Source organism: Streptomyces sp. CB03238, from assembly GCF_002099185.1.
Taxonomy (GTDB): Bacteria; Actinomycetota; Actinomycetes; order Streptomycetales; family Streptomycetaceae; genus Streptomyces.
The window spans coordinates 240899-254858 of the sequence record NZ_NBCN01000006.1 but is presented as its reverse complement, the minus strand read 5'-3'; the positions used below and the strand labels follow the sequence as shown (position 1 = coordinate 254858).

At 68.5% G+C, this 13960-nt stretch carries 14 protein-coding genes and 2 pseudogenes; 3 read left to right on the top strand and 13 right to left on the bottom strand.

The window, feature by feature from the left end; all coding sequences use genetic code 11:
- Positions 1 to 114: 114 nt before the first annotated feature.
- The 8 genes and pseudogenes from BKD26_RS12520 to BKD26_RS12490 form a co-directional block, all read right to left on the bottom strand.
- Positions 115 to 1485 (bottom strand): annotated as a pseudogene (locus BKD26_RS12520) (tyrosine-type recombinase/integrase).
- Positions 1482 to 1691: a helix-turn-helix domain-containing protein gene (locus tag BKD26_RS12515; protein WP_084897893.1), complete on the bottom strand. Its 210-nt coding sequence runs from the start codon at positions 1689 to 1691 to the stop codon at positions 1482 to 1484. Before BKD26_RS12515 ends, BKD26_RS12520 begins: the two are co-directional and overlap by 4 nt.
- A 107-nt stretch (positions 1692 to 1798) precedes the next feature.
- Positions 1799 to 3202 carry a phage/plasmid primase, P4 family gene (locus tag BKD26_RS12510; RefSeq protein ID WP_179166517.1) on the bottom strand — a complete coding sequence of 468 codons (1404 nt, stop codon included), beginning with the start codon at positions 3200 to 3202 and terminating at the stop codon, positions 1799 to 1801.
- Positions 3199 to 3384 (bottom strand): hypothetical protein, encoded by a 186-nt coding sequence (locus tag BKD26_RS40200; protein WP_179166504.1) that lies wholly within the window; start codon positions 3382 to 3384, stop codon positions 3199 to 3201. Before BKD26_RS40200 ends, BKD26_RS12510 begins: the two co-directional genes overlap by 4 nt.
- 125 nt (positions 3385 to 3509) lie before the next feature.
- The gene (locus tag BKD26_RS12505) at positions 3510 to 4427 is read right to left on the bottom strand and encodes a bifunctional DNA primase/polymerase (RefSeq protein WP_084897892.1); all 918 of its coding nucleotides are present in this window, start codon (positions 4425 to 4427) and stop codon (positions 3510 to 3512) included.
- Positions 4424 to 4879, bottom strand: a complete 456-nt coding sequence (locus BKD26_RS12500) for a hypothetical protein (protein ID WP_241518616.1) — start codon at positions 4877 to 4879, stop codon at positions 4424 to 4426. Before BKD26_RS12500 ends, BKD26_RS12505 begins: the two co-directional genes overlap by 4 nt.
- A 2-nt stretch (positions 4880 to 4881) precedes the next feature.
- Positions 4882 to 5490: a hypothetical protein gene (locus BKD26_RS12495; protein ID WP_084897891.1), complete on the bottom strand. Its 609-nt coding sequence runs from the start codon at positions 5488 to 5490 to the stop codon at positions 4882 to 4884.
- A 12-nt stretch (positions 5491 to 5502) separates the two neighbouring features.
- Positions 5503 to 5691, bottom strand: a complete 189-nt coding sequence (locus BKD26_RS12490; protein WP_084897890.1) for a hypothetical protein — start codon at positions 5689 to 5691, stop codon at positions 5503 to 5505.
- Between the two features lie 112 nt (positions 5692 to 5803).
- Here BKD26_RS12490 and BKD26_RS12485 point away from each other — a divergent pair, with 112 nt between their 5' ends.
- Positions 5804 to 6022 (top strand): hypothetical protein, encoded by a 219-nt coding sequence (locus BKD26_RS12485; protein ID WP_084897889.1) that lies wholly within the window; start codon positions 5804 to 5806, stop codon positions 6020 to 6022.
- 12 nt (positions 6023 to 6034) lie between these two features.
- Here BKD26_RS12485 and BKD26_RS12480 read toward each other — a convergent pair whose 3' ends face one another.
- From BKD26_RS12480 to BKD26_RS12465, 4 genes and pseudogenes are all read right to left on the bottom strand, one after another.
- A complete protein-coding gene (locus BKD26_RS12480) occupies positions 6035 to 6286 on the bottom strand; it encodes a hypothetical protein (protein ID WP_084897888.1) in 252 nt (83 codons plus the stop codon).
- A gap of 141 nt (positions 6287 to 6427) precedes the next feature.
- Complete coding sequence (locus tag BKD26_RS12475; protein WP_084897887.1) at positions 6428 to 8659, bottom strand: cell division protein FtsK; 2232 nt, start codon at positions 8657 to 8659, stop codon at positions 6428 to 6430.
- Positions 8660 to 8746: 87 nt separating this feature from the next.
- On the bottom strand, positions 8747 to 9121 hold the full coding sequence (locus BKD26_RS12470; RefSeq protein WP_084897886.1) for an RRQRL motif-containing zinc-binding protein: 375 nt from the start codon (positions 9119 to 9121) through the stop codon (positions 8747 to 8749).
- Positions 9121 to 9444: pseudogene (locus BKD26_RS12465) on the bottom strand (diguanylate cyclase); the annotation flags it as partial. The gene BKD26_RS12470 and the pseudogene BKD26_RS12465, both read right to left, overlap by 1 nt.
- Before the next feature lie 63 nt (positions 9445 to 9507).
- On the opposite strand from BKD26_RS12465, the gene BKD26_RS12460 reads away from it, so the two are divergent.
- Together BKD26_RS12460 and BKD26_RS12455 are read left to right on the top strand one after the other, a co-directional pair.
- Positions 9508 to 10788 carry a site-specific integrase gene (locus tag BKD26_RS12460; RefSeq protein WP_084897885.1) on the top strand — a complete coding sequence of 427 codons (1281 nt, stop codon included), beginning with the start codon at positions 9508 to 9510 and terminating at the stop codon, positions 10786 to 10788.
- A gap of 461 nt (positions 10789 to 11249) precedes the next feature.
- Entirely contained in the window at positions 11250 to 13250 is a 2001-nt protein-coding gene (locus BKD26_RS12455) for a site-specific integrase (RefSeq protein ID WP_241518615.1), read from the top strand.
- A gap of 73 nt (positions 13251 to 13323) precedes the next feature.
- Here the strand turns inward: BKD26_RS12455 and BKD26_RS12450 are convergent, their stop codons facing one another.
- Complete coding sequence (locus BKD26_RS12450; protein WP_084897883.1) at positions 13324 to 13953, bottom strand: class I SAM-dependent methyltransferase; 630 nt, start codon at positions 13951 to 13953, stop codon at positions 13324 to 13326.
- Positions 13954 to 13960 lie beyond the last annotated feature (7 nt).

The following is a 13960-nucleotide window of genomic DNA, read 5'->3' as shown; positions in this document are numbered from 1 at the left end:
GCTGAGTGAGCCGAGCCGTTCTCTGTATGCAGCGAAGTGGCGCCACCCCTGGTCTCAGGGCCGACCGCTTGCGGTCTAAACGACCAGCGCCCGCATCTCGGGGCGCTGGTCGTCTTATGGTTTTGTGGGCTGCCTGAGCCGGGCGGAGATCTTGGCGTTGGCTGCTTCGTCGCCGCCCTTCAGGAACTTCGCGTACACCCGGAAGAGGACGCCCGTGCTGTGACCGGCCCGCTGGGCGACGAGCTGGGGCTCGACGCCCGAGCTGAGCCAGGTGGAAACAGCCGCGTGACGAAGGTCATACGGGCGCTTGGCCAGCTTGGTTTCATGCTCGGCGGGGGAGCGGACGTCCTCCCGGGCCCGAGCCCAGACCTCCCCGTACCCGCTCTCCTGGACCATGCCGCCGCGGGCGGTACGGAACAGCCGGCCGTCGGCGTGGGTGCCGTACAAGGTGACGTGCCACCGGAGCATGGCCACCAGCTCGGGAGGGATCGGCACGTAGCGGACTGTCTTCCGAGTCCGGTGCTTGAGCCCCCGGCGGTCGTGCGCCTCACCGGTGTCCGTCTACGAGGAGCCGGAGCGGGCCCGGCTCTCCCGAAGCCGCAGGAGGCCCCAGCCGCGCCGGGGAAGGTCGCAGTCCTGGAGCCGTAGCCCCACCAGCTCGCCGGGGCGAGCTGCCGAGTAGTAGATGCACCCGAAGAAGGCTTCGAGGTGCCGCCCACGATCCTCCTGCCTCCGGACGGACGCCAGGAGCGCGGCGGCCTGGACGGGGTCCGGAACGGCTTCGGGGTCCACCTCTTCCTCCACCTTCTCCGGGGCCTTCCAGCGCACCGCCGGGAGTGGGTTCTCCGTGAGCAGCTCAGCGTCCACGGCGTAGCTGAGCGACTGGTGGAAGATGGCCCGCTTCCGGGCGATCACCGACCCGGACGACGTCTTGCCGTCCAGGCGTCGCGCGCAGGCGTCCAAAGCCTTCCCGACGAGCATCCGATCGGAGAGCGCGGAGGTGGCGACGGACTTCCGTTCCACCCAACCAAGCAACTCCTTGATGTCGGCCGGCGGCTCCTCCTTCCACTGGTTCACATTGAAAGCCCAGGTGTAGAGCGCTCGCCGGACCGCCTTGTGGTCGCCCATGCCCTTGGTGTCTTTCACCAGGGCGAGAGTCACCGTGGCCATGGCCTCGGCGAGATTCCGGCGCGTGGAGGCGGGGGAGTGGTCCCACTTCATCTCGACGTAGTTCCTGGCGTGCTGGTACCAGGAGATGTCCTTCACCTTCTGGACCATCGACCTTGGCAGCCCGCTGTCGACGTCCCACGGCTCGCCCGCGCGGGCCGCCGTGATGAACTGCGCCCGGCGGCTCTCGGCGAGCCCGGACGTCAGGAACGACTCGGAGTGGGGCCGGGTACCCACCTGCCAGCGGAGCTGATAAGGCTTGCGGTAGGGGCGCTTACGTATGCCCCAGATCCGAACGGTGTAGCTCCACTCGGTCACGCGGCCTCCAGCTCGTTCATGAACGCGTCCAGGACGCTCCGGCGGACGCGGAGGTGGCCGTTCGGCAAGCGCCGGACCTCCGGGCCATAGCCACGGTTGCGCCAGCGGTAGTAAGTGGCGCGGGTTATGCCGATCTCTTCGAGGGCCTCGTTCAGCGGCAGCCACTCGTCTGCGGGAGCGCGGCGCCGCCGGGCGGTCGAGCTCATCAGCTCGTCTCCTTCTGTGACGGGGGAGTTCGGCTCGCATTGCACTGGGTCGCGACTCCTCGCGACTCAGAGCCGGTGAGAGAGGGCTTGAGCCGCGATGAGTCGCGTCACGGGCTAATGCGGGTCGAGAGGTTGAGGGTGATTCCGGTGTACGTGGCGACCTGCCGCCCGTACGCGTCGCGAGGGCGAGTGCGGCGGAGCTGCGGTACGACGGAGAGCAGGTTGCGGCCGAACATCTGCTTGGTGCCGGTGGCCTTGACCCCGTTGTCCTCAGCCCACTCCCGCCAGACCGCCCACAGAGTGTCCACGGGGACCTCGCAAGTGGGCCCGGTGATACAGCGCTCCCGGACGAACGCGCTCGTGGGCGAGGCGGTGTCCTGCATGGTGATGACCGCTTCCTGGGAGGAGGGCGGTTCGGTGATCCGGCCCGTGCGCTCCAGTCGGGCCAATCCGTCCAGGGCCCAATTGAGGATGCCGGGCATCTCGGCGGCGAGCTTGCCGGTCAGGCCGGTGTCCTCCCTGCCGAGCCAGGAGACGGTCATGTTGAGCACCACGAACCGGCGGGCGATGACGCCACTGCTGTCACCGAAGTTCGGCAGCTCGTTGGTCAGGATCATCAGTCGCGTGGGCAGCTTGCCCGTCCACGGCTCCCGGTACTTCCGGTCGATGTCGATGGTGTCCTCGCCGGAGATAGTGAGCAGCCGCTCGACCACCTGGCCGCCATCCTTGCCGGACAGGCGCGCGTCGGAGATGACCGCGAGCGGCTTGCCGAGAAGCGTCGACAAGCCGAAGTTCGAGCCCAGCCCGGCGAGGGTCGGGCCAGCTAGGTTCTCCTTGCCCACCAGTTCCTTCAGGACCCGCGCGATGGTGCCCTTCCCGGAGCGGGAAGGGCCCTTCATGAGCAAGATCTTCTGTTGGTCGGTGCGGCCGGACAGGATGTAACCGAACCACTCCTGCAACGCAGCGATGGAGGCAGGATCGTCGGGCCAGATCTGCCGTAGAAAGGTCTCCCAGTGGAGCGCGGTGGCGTCGGGGTCGTAGTCGTAGGGCACCGAGACGAGGTTGAAGAAGCCGGGGCCGTGGGGCAGCAGCTCGCGGTCCCGGATGCGCAGGAGTCCGTTCTGGCACGCGACGATGGGGCTGGAGTCATGCCGCCCGCGCTCCTGGTCGATCCACGAGGGGGCGTCCACCTCGGTGGGGAGCAGGGTGATGGCTCCCAGCGCGTCGAGGAGATTGCTGATCTTTGTCTTTGTGGGCGCCCAGTCCCGCACCTCCGGCGTGCCGTCCTTGTCCGTGCCGGCGGTGAAGGTGGCGTGCTCCAGCCGCTTGTAGAGGCCCGCGCGCATTTGCTGCTCGTCGAACTCCCGCCAGCAGGTGCCGTTCCACCACATCCATGACCCACGCCAGCGGCGGAGACACAGCGATCCATCCTCGGTGTGCCAGTCGGGGACGAGTCGCCGGGCGACGGCGAGAGGGTTCGACGGCGAGGGCAGTTCCTCCGTGCTGGTCATGCGGCATTCCTCCCTTCGGTCTGGAGCGGACACTGGGCCCGGTGGGCGTGGTGGGCGGCGATCAGCGCGAGCACCCGGGCGTTGCTGCGAGCGGTCTCGTACCGCCCGCAGGAGCAGAAGGACTCAGCAGCCGAGATCCCGCCCTTCCGCGCGGAGGCGATCAGCCGCAGCATCCCGACCATGCGGGGCTGGGTGGTCGCGTGTAGGCCAGGACTTGAAGGGACGCCTTCGGCGACGCCTTTCGAGGCGCCCAGGGCCCGGAGGTGCAGCGTCTGTCGGGCGATGTCAGGCCGGTGTCGGCGTGTGGTCACGACACCCTCGCCTCAGCCATGCCAAGGCCGTTGGTGACGGCGCGGCGAGCGTAGGGCTCAGGGACACCCACCAAGACGGCCGCAGCCACGATCTGCTCACCGATCGCGTCCAGGCCACAGGGCCCGGGGCAGTTGGCGTGCTGCGCTGCGATGAACCGGGCCACCCCGAGTGCTTGGGAACCGGCGCCGGATTCCGCGTGGCTTCGGACCATGGCCAAGCCGCGCCCCAGGCCGGTGCGGACGTGGGTCTCGGTGTGGCGGCACCCGGTGGCCACAGCCCGGTCCCACGTGGCGCGCCTGAGAGACGAAGAGGCCACCCCCGCGCGGGGCGGCGTGGTCTCTTCCCTCTCCGTCAGCGTGCGGACAACCGACGGCAGATGGGTCATGGTGCCGGTGCCGGGACCGAGCCAGCGGGCGTAGGCCATCAGAGGCTTGATGTCCACACCGGGTCGTACGTGGTTGGCCGATCGCATCGCGCCCTGGTAGATCCAGTGCTCCCCGCGCGTCGTCTCCACGGCCCGGGTCGGCGGCAGCATGCGGCGGGCCCAAGCGACCGCGTCGGCGCTGTCGAGGTCTACGACCGTGACCCCAGCGCCGCCGGGGTGGTAGGCGACGGATACGGCCTGCCTCCATGCCCGGGCCCATGCGGTGGAGGTGATGACGCGGATATCGGTCGTGGCGGCTGCCCATCCGTGGCAGACGGCGGGGCACTGGCAGGGGCCCGCGGTCTTCATGTGCGGTCGTCCACCACACGCGCCGTCCGCACACGCGTCGCAGTTACCGAACGGCACCTTGCCTTGCCGCAGGGGCAGCACCGGCACACCGGCCGTGGCCAGTTCGAGCGCAGTTTGCAGGTGGTTTTTGTCCCGGCGGGTTGCGGTGTGTGGGCGCGGGGTCTTGCTCCCGGCTGTCATGCTGGTCGTCTCCTGTTCTGTTGGAGGGACACGGAGAGCCGGGGCGGCGCGGTCTTGTGGTGAGAGGCGCCGCCCCGGGCGCAGTTAGCGGTTCTTGGCCCAGTGGGCGTACTCCTGGCGGACGTAGGCGCGCGGGTCGGAGGTGGTCGACGGGTGTTCGGGCCAGTACGGCGTGCCGTGGTAGTCGCCTGGCCGGCTTTGTCGGTCTCGACCAGGTACCGAGCCGCTTCCATGGCCACCTCGCCGGCGTCGCTGTGTAAGCCGTCGGCTTCGTCGGCGAGGGCGATGCGGTCGAGGACGGCGGCTTTGCGGAGCCAGAATTCGCGTCCGAGCGTGGTCCCGAACGGCCTGTCGGCGGCCTTCTGGGCGGTCCATCCGATCTCGCTGATGATGCTGGGCGCCTTGGCATACGCCTCATCCGGCTGGAGGCTCTTTTCGTGGTTGGGCAGCATGCTCAGACCTCCTTGGTGATCTCGGTAGCGGGGAGCTCGGGCAACCCGGCGCGGGTGAGCTGGGCGGGGTCGAAGCCGGGGAGTGCGGCGCGTGCGGTGAGTGCGGCGGCGAGGGCTTCGGCGTAGGCGGCGCCCTCGCGGGCGACCTGGATCTGTACTCCGGCGCGGAGGGCTTCGACGCGTTCAACATGGGCGTGTTCCGCCCGCCGGGTGGCGGTGTGCCGCTGGTGGGCGAGGGTGTCGCGGCGGTCGGTGCGCCAGTAGCGGGCGGCCAGGCCGTAGGCGACGGCGGTGGCCAGGACCCACAGCAGCAGCGGCAGCGAGAGGCCGTCGGCGTACCCGGCGACGCCCGCCAGGGCCAGGGCGCCGGAGGTGGCGAACGCGGTCCCGGCGATGACTGGGTCACCGGCGCGTCCGGCCGATGCGAAAGCGCCGGCGGTCGCGGCCCCGGCGGCGAGCACGATTATCAATGCGGCGTTGCCGGTGGAGTGTTCGGCGCCGTTGGCGTTCCAAATCCGCCCCAGGATCAGCACGGTTGAGGTGGCCAGGGCGGGGGCCGCTTTGGGAGCGGCGAGGGCGAGCCAGTGCCGGGCGACGATCGGTTCGTTCACGACGGGCCTCCTTCAGAAGTCCGGGATGGCGTTGACGACGGCGACGGCGAGTTCGTTGATCGGCCCGGAGGCGCCCGTGGAAGCGAGGAAGAACCCGAACATCACGGCGACGAACGCGGAGCCGTAGCCAAGGGACTTGGAGCGCAGCAGGAAGAACAGGACCAGTCCGAACAGCAGGACCAGCGAGACGGTCACGGCCATGGAAGGCTCTCCTTCAGGCGAGACGGACCTGCCCGGGGAGGGCAGTGAGGGATTAGGGAGGGGGCGCCCATGGGGAAGCCAGTGCGGTTGAGCGCACGGAGGCGTCGGAGCAGTGGTGATTGAGCTGCTTGAGGAGTGGGGTGGCGCCTGGGCAGCCGCGGAGGTGGACCGCGTACAGGCGGCGATCGTGCTCGGCGCGGCGGGCGATGTGGACAGGCTGTTGGCTCTTGTCGAGTGCGCTTATGCCGACTTCCGTGACGTGCTGATGGCCACGGGCTTCGCCGAAGCGGACTGGCGTGCGCGCATGGAGGCCGAATTCGGGTCGCAGTAAGCGGCCGACTGTTCAGCGCGTGCCGTCGCGGTGGATGCGGATGGCGCGGTTGTAGAGCCAGCGGCCGGTGCGTATGCGGATGCCGTTGCCGTCGCAGCGGCGGCAGTGCTTGCCGCGCTTGGGCTTGCCTTTGCGGGTGTGGGTGAGGGCGAAGCCGAGTCCGTCGCACTTGCGGCAGCGGCCGAACGGCGAAACGGCACACACTCCGACGTAACAGAGAGTGATGTCGAGGATGAGGGTGATAGCGAGCAGGGCAGGGGTCATGACGGGCCCTTCCAGGCGGTTTCCAGGGGTTTCCGCAGGTGGGCCGCTATCCGCTAGCGGCCTGATCAGAAGCGGTTGGAGGCGCTAGCGGGGCCGCTAACGTTAGCGGGGACTGCTGCTAGCGTTAGCGGCCCCGGGTGGTCAGCCCGTGTCCCGGTTTCCGTCACGCTCCGCAATCGCGGTGGTGATGTGGGAGCGGTCGATGCCGCGCCGGTTGACGACCTTGCCGTCCACGCGCCGCCCTACCTGGATGGTGGAGATGCCGTGCGGCTTGAGTGCTGCGGCGAGGGCGTCGGGGTCCCATCCGGCGTAGACGTCCGGCCGCAGCTCCGCCAGCCGCGCGACCACGGTTTCCGACCAGGTCTTGGGCTCGCTTGCGGGGACGATGGCGAGGATGTCGCGCAGCAGGTCATACGCGCTGCTGGCGTCGTCCTCCGGGACCTCGCCCAGGGCGTGGCCGGAGAGAGTGCCGGCGTCCTCGCGCGGCTTGCGGGCCCGAAGGGCGATGCGGTCGGCGGCGACCGCGTCGGCGAACACCGCCCGCACGATCCGGGCGTCCGAGCCCTCGCCGACGAAGTAGTGAATGCCCTTGTCAGCCCAGGAGAACATGGTGGCGCGCACGCCGCGCTTGTAGGCGGAGGTGCCCAGCACCATGTCGTTTTCCAGCTGGCCCATGACCTTCAGGCACCAGCGGGCGGAGGCGTTCGCGGAGATACCGGTGGGCAGGGCCTTGGCGTCCGGGCGCTGCGTGGCCAGCAGCAGCACGATCCCGGTCGCGGGGCCTCGCTTGACCAGGTCGGTGCAGATCTCCTCGAACTCGTCCTTGTACTTGGGGTGCTCGAACAGGACCTGGCACTCATCCACCCCGATCACGATCGGGTGCAGTCCCAGCGACCGCTTGTCCGCCAGCTCGGAGGTGACCTTGGACTCCGGGCAGACGTCGCGCGGGAGGGAGCGGATCACCTTCGTGCGGCGCCGCAGCTCCTCGCGCAGCGCGCGGAAGTCGCGGATCGCGTAGTCGATGACCTCGTCATCGTCACCGGCGCCGTGGCGGTGGGAGACGCGGTCGCCGACCGGGTCCAGGTCGCCGGTGCCCTTCATGTCGTAGGTGTGCAGCTCCGCCCTCGGGTCCAGGGCGGCGATGAGCAGCAGCAGGCGCAGCAGGAACGTCTTGCCCATGCGGGGGATGGCGCCGATGATCCCTGCGATGTACATCAGCGTGACGTTCACCCACCGGCCGCGCTGGTCGGTGCCGAACGCGACCGGCTTGAACAGGTCCACGCTGCCGCTGGTCATGAGCGGCCACTTGGGCTGCTTGGCCTTGGACATGTCCTGGTCCCCGACCCACAGCACCAGGTGCCCGGTGTGCTCCTCAGGCACCGCCTCCGGCCACACGCACCCCAGCGGGCGGCGAAGTCCTGAGGCGAGCTTGTCGCGCCGCTCGATCACGTCGGTGACCGTCACGCCGTAGGGCAGATCCCCTTCGGCTCGCCAGCCGGGACCGTCGCGGGTGATCGGGGCGGTGAAGGAGAACCCGTCCCTGCCCTTGGACTGCGCCTGGTTGATCGCCGGGATACCCAGTGCCCCGAGCGCCCGCAGGACGATGTCGCTGGTGAGCTTCGGAGCCTTGGTGACCTCCACCGCGCGGGTGACGACGGGCGCGTCCTCACGGGTGCCGGCCGCGCCCAGCGCCATCACGAGCGCGCCGACGGACAGGGCCTGGAGCCAGCCGGGGGCGAGGACGTAGATGGCGAGCGCGGCGCCCATGCCGACGAACAGGGCGAGGGTGCCGACCAGCGTGCGCAGCCGTACCCGTCCGTCGCGCTGCCGAGACAGCTTGAGGTACTCGCCTGCGTCCTCGCGCCGCACGGCGGCCAGCCGGACCGGTTCACCCTCGCGGTCGGCGACCCACCGCAGCATGCCGCCCACGAACTTGGCGGCACCGCGCGGCGCCTGGAGCGCGAGACGTCCGGCGTAGACCGGGGAGCGCAGGGCGTGGTACCCGGCGAGGTGGGAGTAGTGCCCGGCCACCCACGCGGCTGCGGTCTTCAGCTCGGCCACCGACCGCAGCCACGCGGGGATGATCGCCCGCCGTTTCGCGGTCGCCAGCCGACCGAGATAGTCGGGTCCGGTCGGGGCGGGACGGTCGACCATGACGGCCTTGGTCGGGCCGCCCGACTCGCCACCCGACTCCCCGGGCAGGGGGCCGGCCGATCCGTCGGGGGTCGGGGCGGTGTGGGAGTCGGCCGACTCGGCACGTGCCGTACGGGCCTTGTCGAGGTCGACCACGTCGGCACCCGAGTCGGGCGACCCGGTGGCAGCCATCTCGGCTTCGAGTCGGTTGAACAGTTCGTCGTCGTCGGAGTGCTTCACTGAAGGTCCCTTCCATCGGGAGGAGAGGGCGGGGTCCGGTTCGTCGCTGTAGGAGGTGAGCGGCCGGACCCCGCCGGAATCAGGGGGTCAGTCGTGGGGGTAGGCGCAGGGCACGCACGTGCCGAGTTGGGTGGGGATGACGTATCTGGCGTCGCGTTGGCAGGCGGGGCAGGTGCGGCGGGCGAGCATCGCCAGGGCGAGGGCGCCCCATTTGCGGGAGGTCATCGGCCGGACGGGCTTGGCGCGGTCGATGCGGTAGAGGTAGGCGACTTGGACACCGCCAGCTCGATGGCGGGAGCGGCGCATTACCTGTGCGGCGACCGGTTGGCCGCCGGGCCGTAGGCCTTGGGCGCGGAGTTGGCGGCGGGTGGCGTAGCCGTCGGGGGCGTATTTCCAGGGGTAGGTCGGTATCCCCCAGCGGGTGCCGTTCGGGTCGTAGCACTTGCCGAACGCCGGGGACATCAGGCAACTGCCCCGACCGTCGGGCTGTCGGTTCGGGCGCCACGGCGGCCGGAGCGGCGGCCGGTGATGGTGGCGAACAGTCGGCCCAGTCCGGCCCGGCGGATGCCGGCGCGGGCCTGTTTGGCCGCATACATGGCCTCATCCGCCCTGCCGAGCAGGCTGGACAGGTCCTCGCCGGGGAAGTCAGCAGCGCGCACCCAGCCCAGCGACACGGTTGTCTGCACGGCCGGGTTGCTGTCGTTGGCGGGGCGGGCGAGCACCCCGTGCAGGACGGCGAGCAGGTCACCGGCCGCGCCGTGGTCGTCGATGACGACGGCGGCGAACCGTTGACTGAACTAACTCCAACATTTTCGCAGGTCAGATAGCCTTTCTGCTAGCTTCCGTGGATGCTTGGACGTGAACCCGAGAGGGAGTTAGCAAGCTTCGTGCTGCCCGAGGCCGGACAGCTGGCGGAGACAGGAGATCGATGGAGACCGTTTGTCCTCCTGGACGCGGACGGTGTCGAGATCGAACCCGTGGCCGCCTTCTTCGCGGAGCTGCTGGCTTGTGACAAGTCAGCAGCCACGATCCGGTCATACGGAATGGATCTGCTGCGTTGGTGGCGCTTCCTGTGGGGCTGGGGGATTGCCTGGGATCGTGCAGCCCGGTCGGACGCTCGGGACTTCGCCCGCTGGATGCAGATCGCGAACAAGTCCGCACCGCTGCACTGGCGCCATCGACGGGCCATCCAGACGGAGACAACACCAAAGCCAGTACGAGAGCATCTGCCGCCCGGAGCCCCTAATCCGATCACAGGGAAGTCGTCCCCAGGGCCGAGATACGCGCCGACAACGCGAGCGCACTGCGAGACCGTCCTGCGGGCCTTCTACGACTTCCACCTCTCCGAGGGAACCGGCCCGATCCTGAACCCGTTTCCACTGGATCGCTCCCGGCGCCATGGCAGGGCACACGCTCACCACAACCCGGACGAGCGGTTTCGCCACGAACGACAGGGCCGCTACCGGCCGGCCATCCCCAAGCGAGCGCCTCGGCGGATCCCCGACGCGATGTTCAACGCGCTCTTCGCCGCGCTGAAGCACGACCGTGATCGAGCTCTGCTGGCCTTCTGGGTTTCCAACGGGGCTCGTGCTGAGGAACTGCTCACCAGTCGGCAACGCGACGCGCTGCCCGGCCAACAGGTCCTGGGGGTGGTCCGCAAGGGGAGCCGGGCCTATCAACAACTTCCCTGCTCAGCGGACGCTTTCGTCTGGCTACGGCTCTATCAGGAGAGCGTCTGGCGGGCTGGGGTCCCCCGCGGACAGAACGAGGGGCTGTGGTGGACGCTACGCCGCCCATGGCGTCCCCTGAACTATCCGGCGGCCCGTGCGATGTTCAACCGGGCCAACAGCTTGCTCGGTACAAACTGGACTCTCCACGATCTTCGACACACCGCCGCCTATCGGCTGGCGAGGGATCCGAAGATGCCGCTGACCGACGTGCAGTGGGTGCTCGGCCATGCACACCTGTCGACGACACAGCTCTATCTTCCGGCCGACCGGGACGAGGTGATCGAACACGTTCGGGCACACCATGCCCGACGGGCCAAGTCCGCCGAGCGGGTTCCACCGCCACCGGCGGCCGGTTACAACGCTGAATCCCTCAACAACCTCTTCGGGACTGCCTGGTGACACCTGCAGAGACGATGTCCGTCGCGACGCATGTCGCACCTCCCACGTCCCTGAGCCTGGCCGGAGAAGCATTGAGGGCCGTCGCCCTGCGCTCCCCGCCCAGACCTGCCGAGGACGACTGGGCGGCCACGGCAGGCACGCAGGCCGACATCCTGGCTCGTCTGCAGCAGCCTCCCTTGCGGCCGGCGGACGTGAGGCACCACCGAGCCCGCATCCGTGGGGCTCGCCAAATCTTGCAGTGGCTGGACACCTTCCCCGGGGCCACCTGGCAGCAGCGGTGGAACGCCAGCCCCGCCAGCACACGTCCTGGCAACGACTGGGCGCGGTTGGCACCCGGCTGGATCGGAACCGCCGCGGGCCCCTCGCAACGGCAGACCTTGTCCGGCGGGCTACTGAGTTTGATCTGTGCAGACGTCATCAGGCCAGCCCTCCCCTGGCTGCTTTCGCGAACCTCGGCCAACATGACCAGCCTGCGGATCGGGCTCATCCCTACCCGTGACCCGGAAGGATTCTCCCAGCTTGAAGCGATGATCGAACCTGCTACGTGGTCCTCCACCGTCGGGCGCCATGCCCTGCACGCGCTGGTCAAGATCGTTGCCGCCAAGGGCGGCACCTTGGCCGACATCACCGTCGGCGACGCCGTGGAGTATCTCGCCGCGCTCAAAGCAGCGAACGACAAATCCCGCGGCTACACCCTCTTCTATGCCTGGTTGAGGGAGTTGGGCACCCTCCCTGCAGAAGCACCCAGCTCGCTGCGCTACCTGGCCAACACCAGCGGGCAGGTATCGATGGAACAGCTCATCGACCGGTTCGGCGTCCGCTGCCGCCCCATCAGAGATCTTTTGGTGGACTACCTCAAAGAGCGGCAGCCCGGTCTCGACTACACGTCCCTGAACAATTTGTCCCGGCACTTGGCCAGCAACTTCTGGGGCGACCTGGAACAGCATCATCCGGGAATCGACTCTCTCCACCTGGCACCCGAGGTGAGCGCGGCCTGGAAGCAGAGATGCCGGACCCGCATCGAACGGCGCCGCCAGCCCGACGGCACAGTGCGTGAAGTGGTGACCGCGCGCGTCAACGTCGCCAGCATCATGATCTCTGTGCGGGCGTTCTATCTCGACATTGGCCAGTGGGCCATTGACGAGCCGGCGCGCTGGGGGCCTTGGGCTGTGCCGAGTCCGATCAAGGACGCGGATGTTGCCGTCGTGAAGGACAACAAGCGGCGCAAAGCCCGGATGGACCACCGGACGCGGGAACGGCTTCCTGCTCTGCCTGCCGTCGCCCGAGCGGCTTCATCATGCCTGAACGAGGCCAAAGCCCGACTCCAGGCGCTGATGGACACCCCACCCGGCGACCATTTCACCTTCGCGGGCGACACCTTCGCGCGAGCAGCGAAGGACGGAACGACCTGGGCGGTGAACATGGCCACCGGCCGGCGCATCGACCTGGCCCTCGCGGAAAGCCGCGCGTTCTGGGCCTGGGCAATGGTCGAGTTTCTTCAGCACACCGGGGTCCGCATCGAGGAAATGCTGGAGGCCAGCCATCACAGCCTGATCCAATACAGGCTGCCCACGACCGGCGAGATCGTCCCCCTCCTGCAGATCGCGCCCTCCAAAACCGACGAGGAACGAGTCATCCTGGTCAGCCCAGAACTCGCCGACGTACTGAGCGCGATCATCGCCCGTATTCGCGACCCGCGCACCGGTGCCGTCCCCTACGTCTCCAGCTATGACATGGCTGAGAAGACCTGGAACCCGCAGATGCCACTGCTCTTCCAGTGGCGCCGCAGCGGCGAGAGCTCCCGCCTCTCCCCGAAGTTCTTGCGCGAAGCGCTCCAAGAAGTACTGGCGTCCACGAACCTCACCGACTCGGCCGGACAGCCCTTGGATTTCTCGCCCCATGACTTCCGGCGGATCTTCATCACCGACGCCATCCGCAGCGGCCTTCCCCCGCACATCGCGCAGGTCATCGCCGGGCACACCAACATCAACACGACCATGGGGTACAACGCCATCTACCCCAGCGAGGCGATCGAGGCGCATCGCGCGTTCATCGCGCGGCGCCGAGCGCTGCGTCCCAGCGAGGAGTACCGAACCCCAACCAACGAGGAGTGGGACGCCTTCCTCGGGCATTTCGAGCGACGCAAACTGTCCATCGGGATCTGCGCTCGCGCATTCGGCACTCCATGCATCCACGAACACGCTTGTATTCGATGCTCCATGCTCCGAGCGGATCCGGCTCAGAGACACCGCCTCGTCGAGATTCGCGACAACCTGATCGCCCGAATCACCGAAGCCGAACAGGAGGGATGGCTCGGTGAGATCGAAGGACTCCAAGTCAGCCTCGCCAGCGCAGAGGAGAAGCTCACCCAGCTCGATGCAGAGCATGTCCGTCAACGCCAAGTGATCGATCTCGGCATGCCGCGCTTCAGCCAGATCGCGACACGAATCAGTACGGCATGAGGATCTTCAAGTTAGTCGAGCCTCATCCACGCGGATGATCTATACCACCCCGATCCAGGCCACGAGCCACGCCCTACGGGCGGCGGGCCAGCAAATGGGTGTCGAGGAAGCCCCGCTCGGACGCTGGGTCGTGGAGCAGCCGGGCGAACGTGACGAGTCCGGCCTCGGCGAGCAGCTCGGCGAACTGGTCCGCCGGCCAGCTATAGGCGGGCGTCACCTTGTGGTCGAAGCGGACCGGCTCCGGTCCCTCGGTCCCGAAGAAGGACACCAGGAGCAGGCCCCCTGGTGCCAGGACACGCACCTGCTCGGCGAGTAGCGCGGGCAATTCTCCAGGTGGGGTATGGATCATCGAGTAGTGGGCCAGCACTCCGCCGAGTGCGCCGTCCTCGGCAGGCAGGGCTTCCATTCGCGCTTCGTCGAATCGCAGCGCCGGATGGGCTCGCCGGGCGTGGGCGACCATCGCCGGGGAGAGGTCGAGTCCGAAGGCGTCCAGCCCCAAGTTGTGCAGCATGGCCGTCAGATGACCGGGGCCGCACCCGACGTCGGCTGCCCGCAGGTTCCCCGAAGCACGCACGAGCTCGGCGAAGGTGCCGATCATGTTCCGCGCGAATGGCTGCGTCTCCAGCCGATTAGCGAACATCGACGCGTACAGGTCGACGACCCCGTCATAGGCCGCCCTGGTCTCGTCCTGGTGTCTTAACACGGGAAGG

What these genes read in the sequence shown, in the direction of transcription:
- BKD26_RS12515 (WP_084897893.1), bottom strand. Translation starts at nt 1,691, where the DNA reads ATGAGCTCGACCGCCCGGCGGCGCCGCGCTCCCGCAGACGAGTGGCTG.
- BKD26_RS12510 (WP_179166517.1), bottom strand. Translation starts at nt 3,202, where the DNA reads ATGACCAGCACGGAGGAACTGCCCTCGCCGTCGAACCCTCTCGCCGTC.
- BKD26_RS40200 (WP_179166504.1), bottom strand. Translation starts at nt 3,384, where the DNA reads ATGGTCGGGATGCTGCGGCTGATCGCCTCCGCGCGGAAGGGCGGGATC.
- BKD26_RS12505 (WP_084897892.1), bottom strand. Translation starts at nt 4,427, where the DNA reads ATGACAGCCGGGAGCAAGACCCCGCGCCCACACACCGCAACCCGCCGG.
- BKD26_RS12500 (WP_241518616.1), bottom strand. Translation starts at nt 4,879, where the DNA reads ATGCTGCCCAACCACGAAAAGAGCCTCCAGCCGGATGAGGCGTATGCC.
- BKD26_RS12490 (WP_084897890.1), bottom strand. Translation starts at nt 5,691, where the DNA reads ATGGCCGTGACCGTCTCGCTGGTCCTGCTGTTCGGACTGGTCCTGTTC.
- BKD26_RS12480 (WP_084897888.1), bottom strand. Translation starts at nt 6,286, where the DNA reads ATGACCCCTGCCCTGCTCGCTATCACCCTCATCCTCGACATCACTCTC.
- BKD26_RS12470 (WP_084897886.1), bottom strand. Translation starts at nt 9,121, where the DNA reads ATGTCCCCGGCGTTCGGCAAGTGCTACGACCCGAACGGCACCCGCTGG.
- BKD26_RS12460 (WP_084897885.1), top strand. Translation starts at nt 9,508, where the DNA reads ATGCTTGGACGTGAACCCGAGAGGGAGTTAGCAAGCTTCGTGCTGCCC.
- BKD26_RS12455 (WP_241518615.1), top strand. Translation starts at nt 11,250, where the DNA reads ATGACCAGCCTGCGGATCGGGCTCATCCCTACCCGTGACCCGGAAGGA.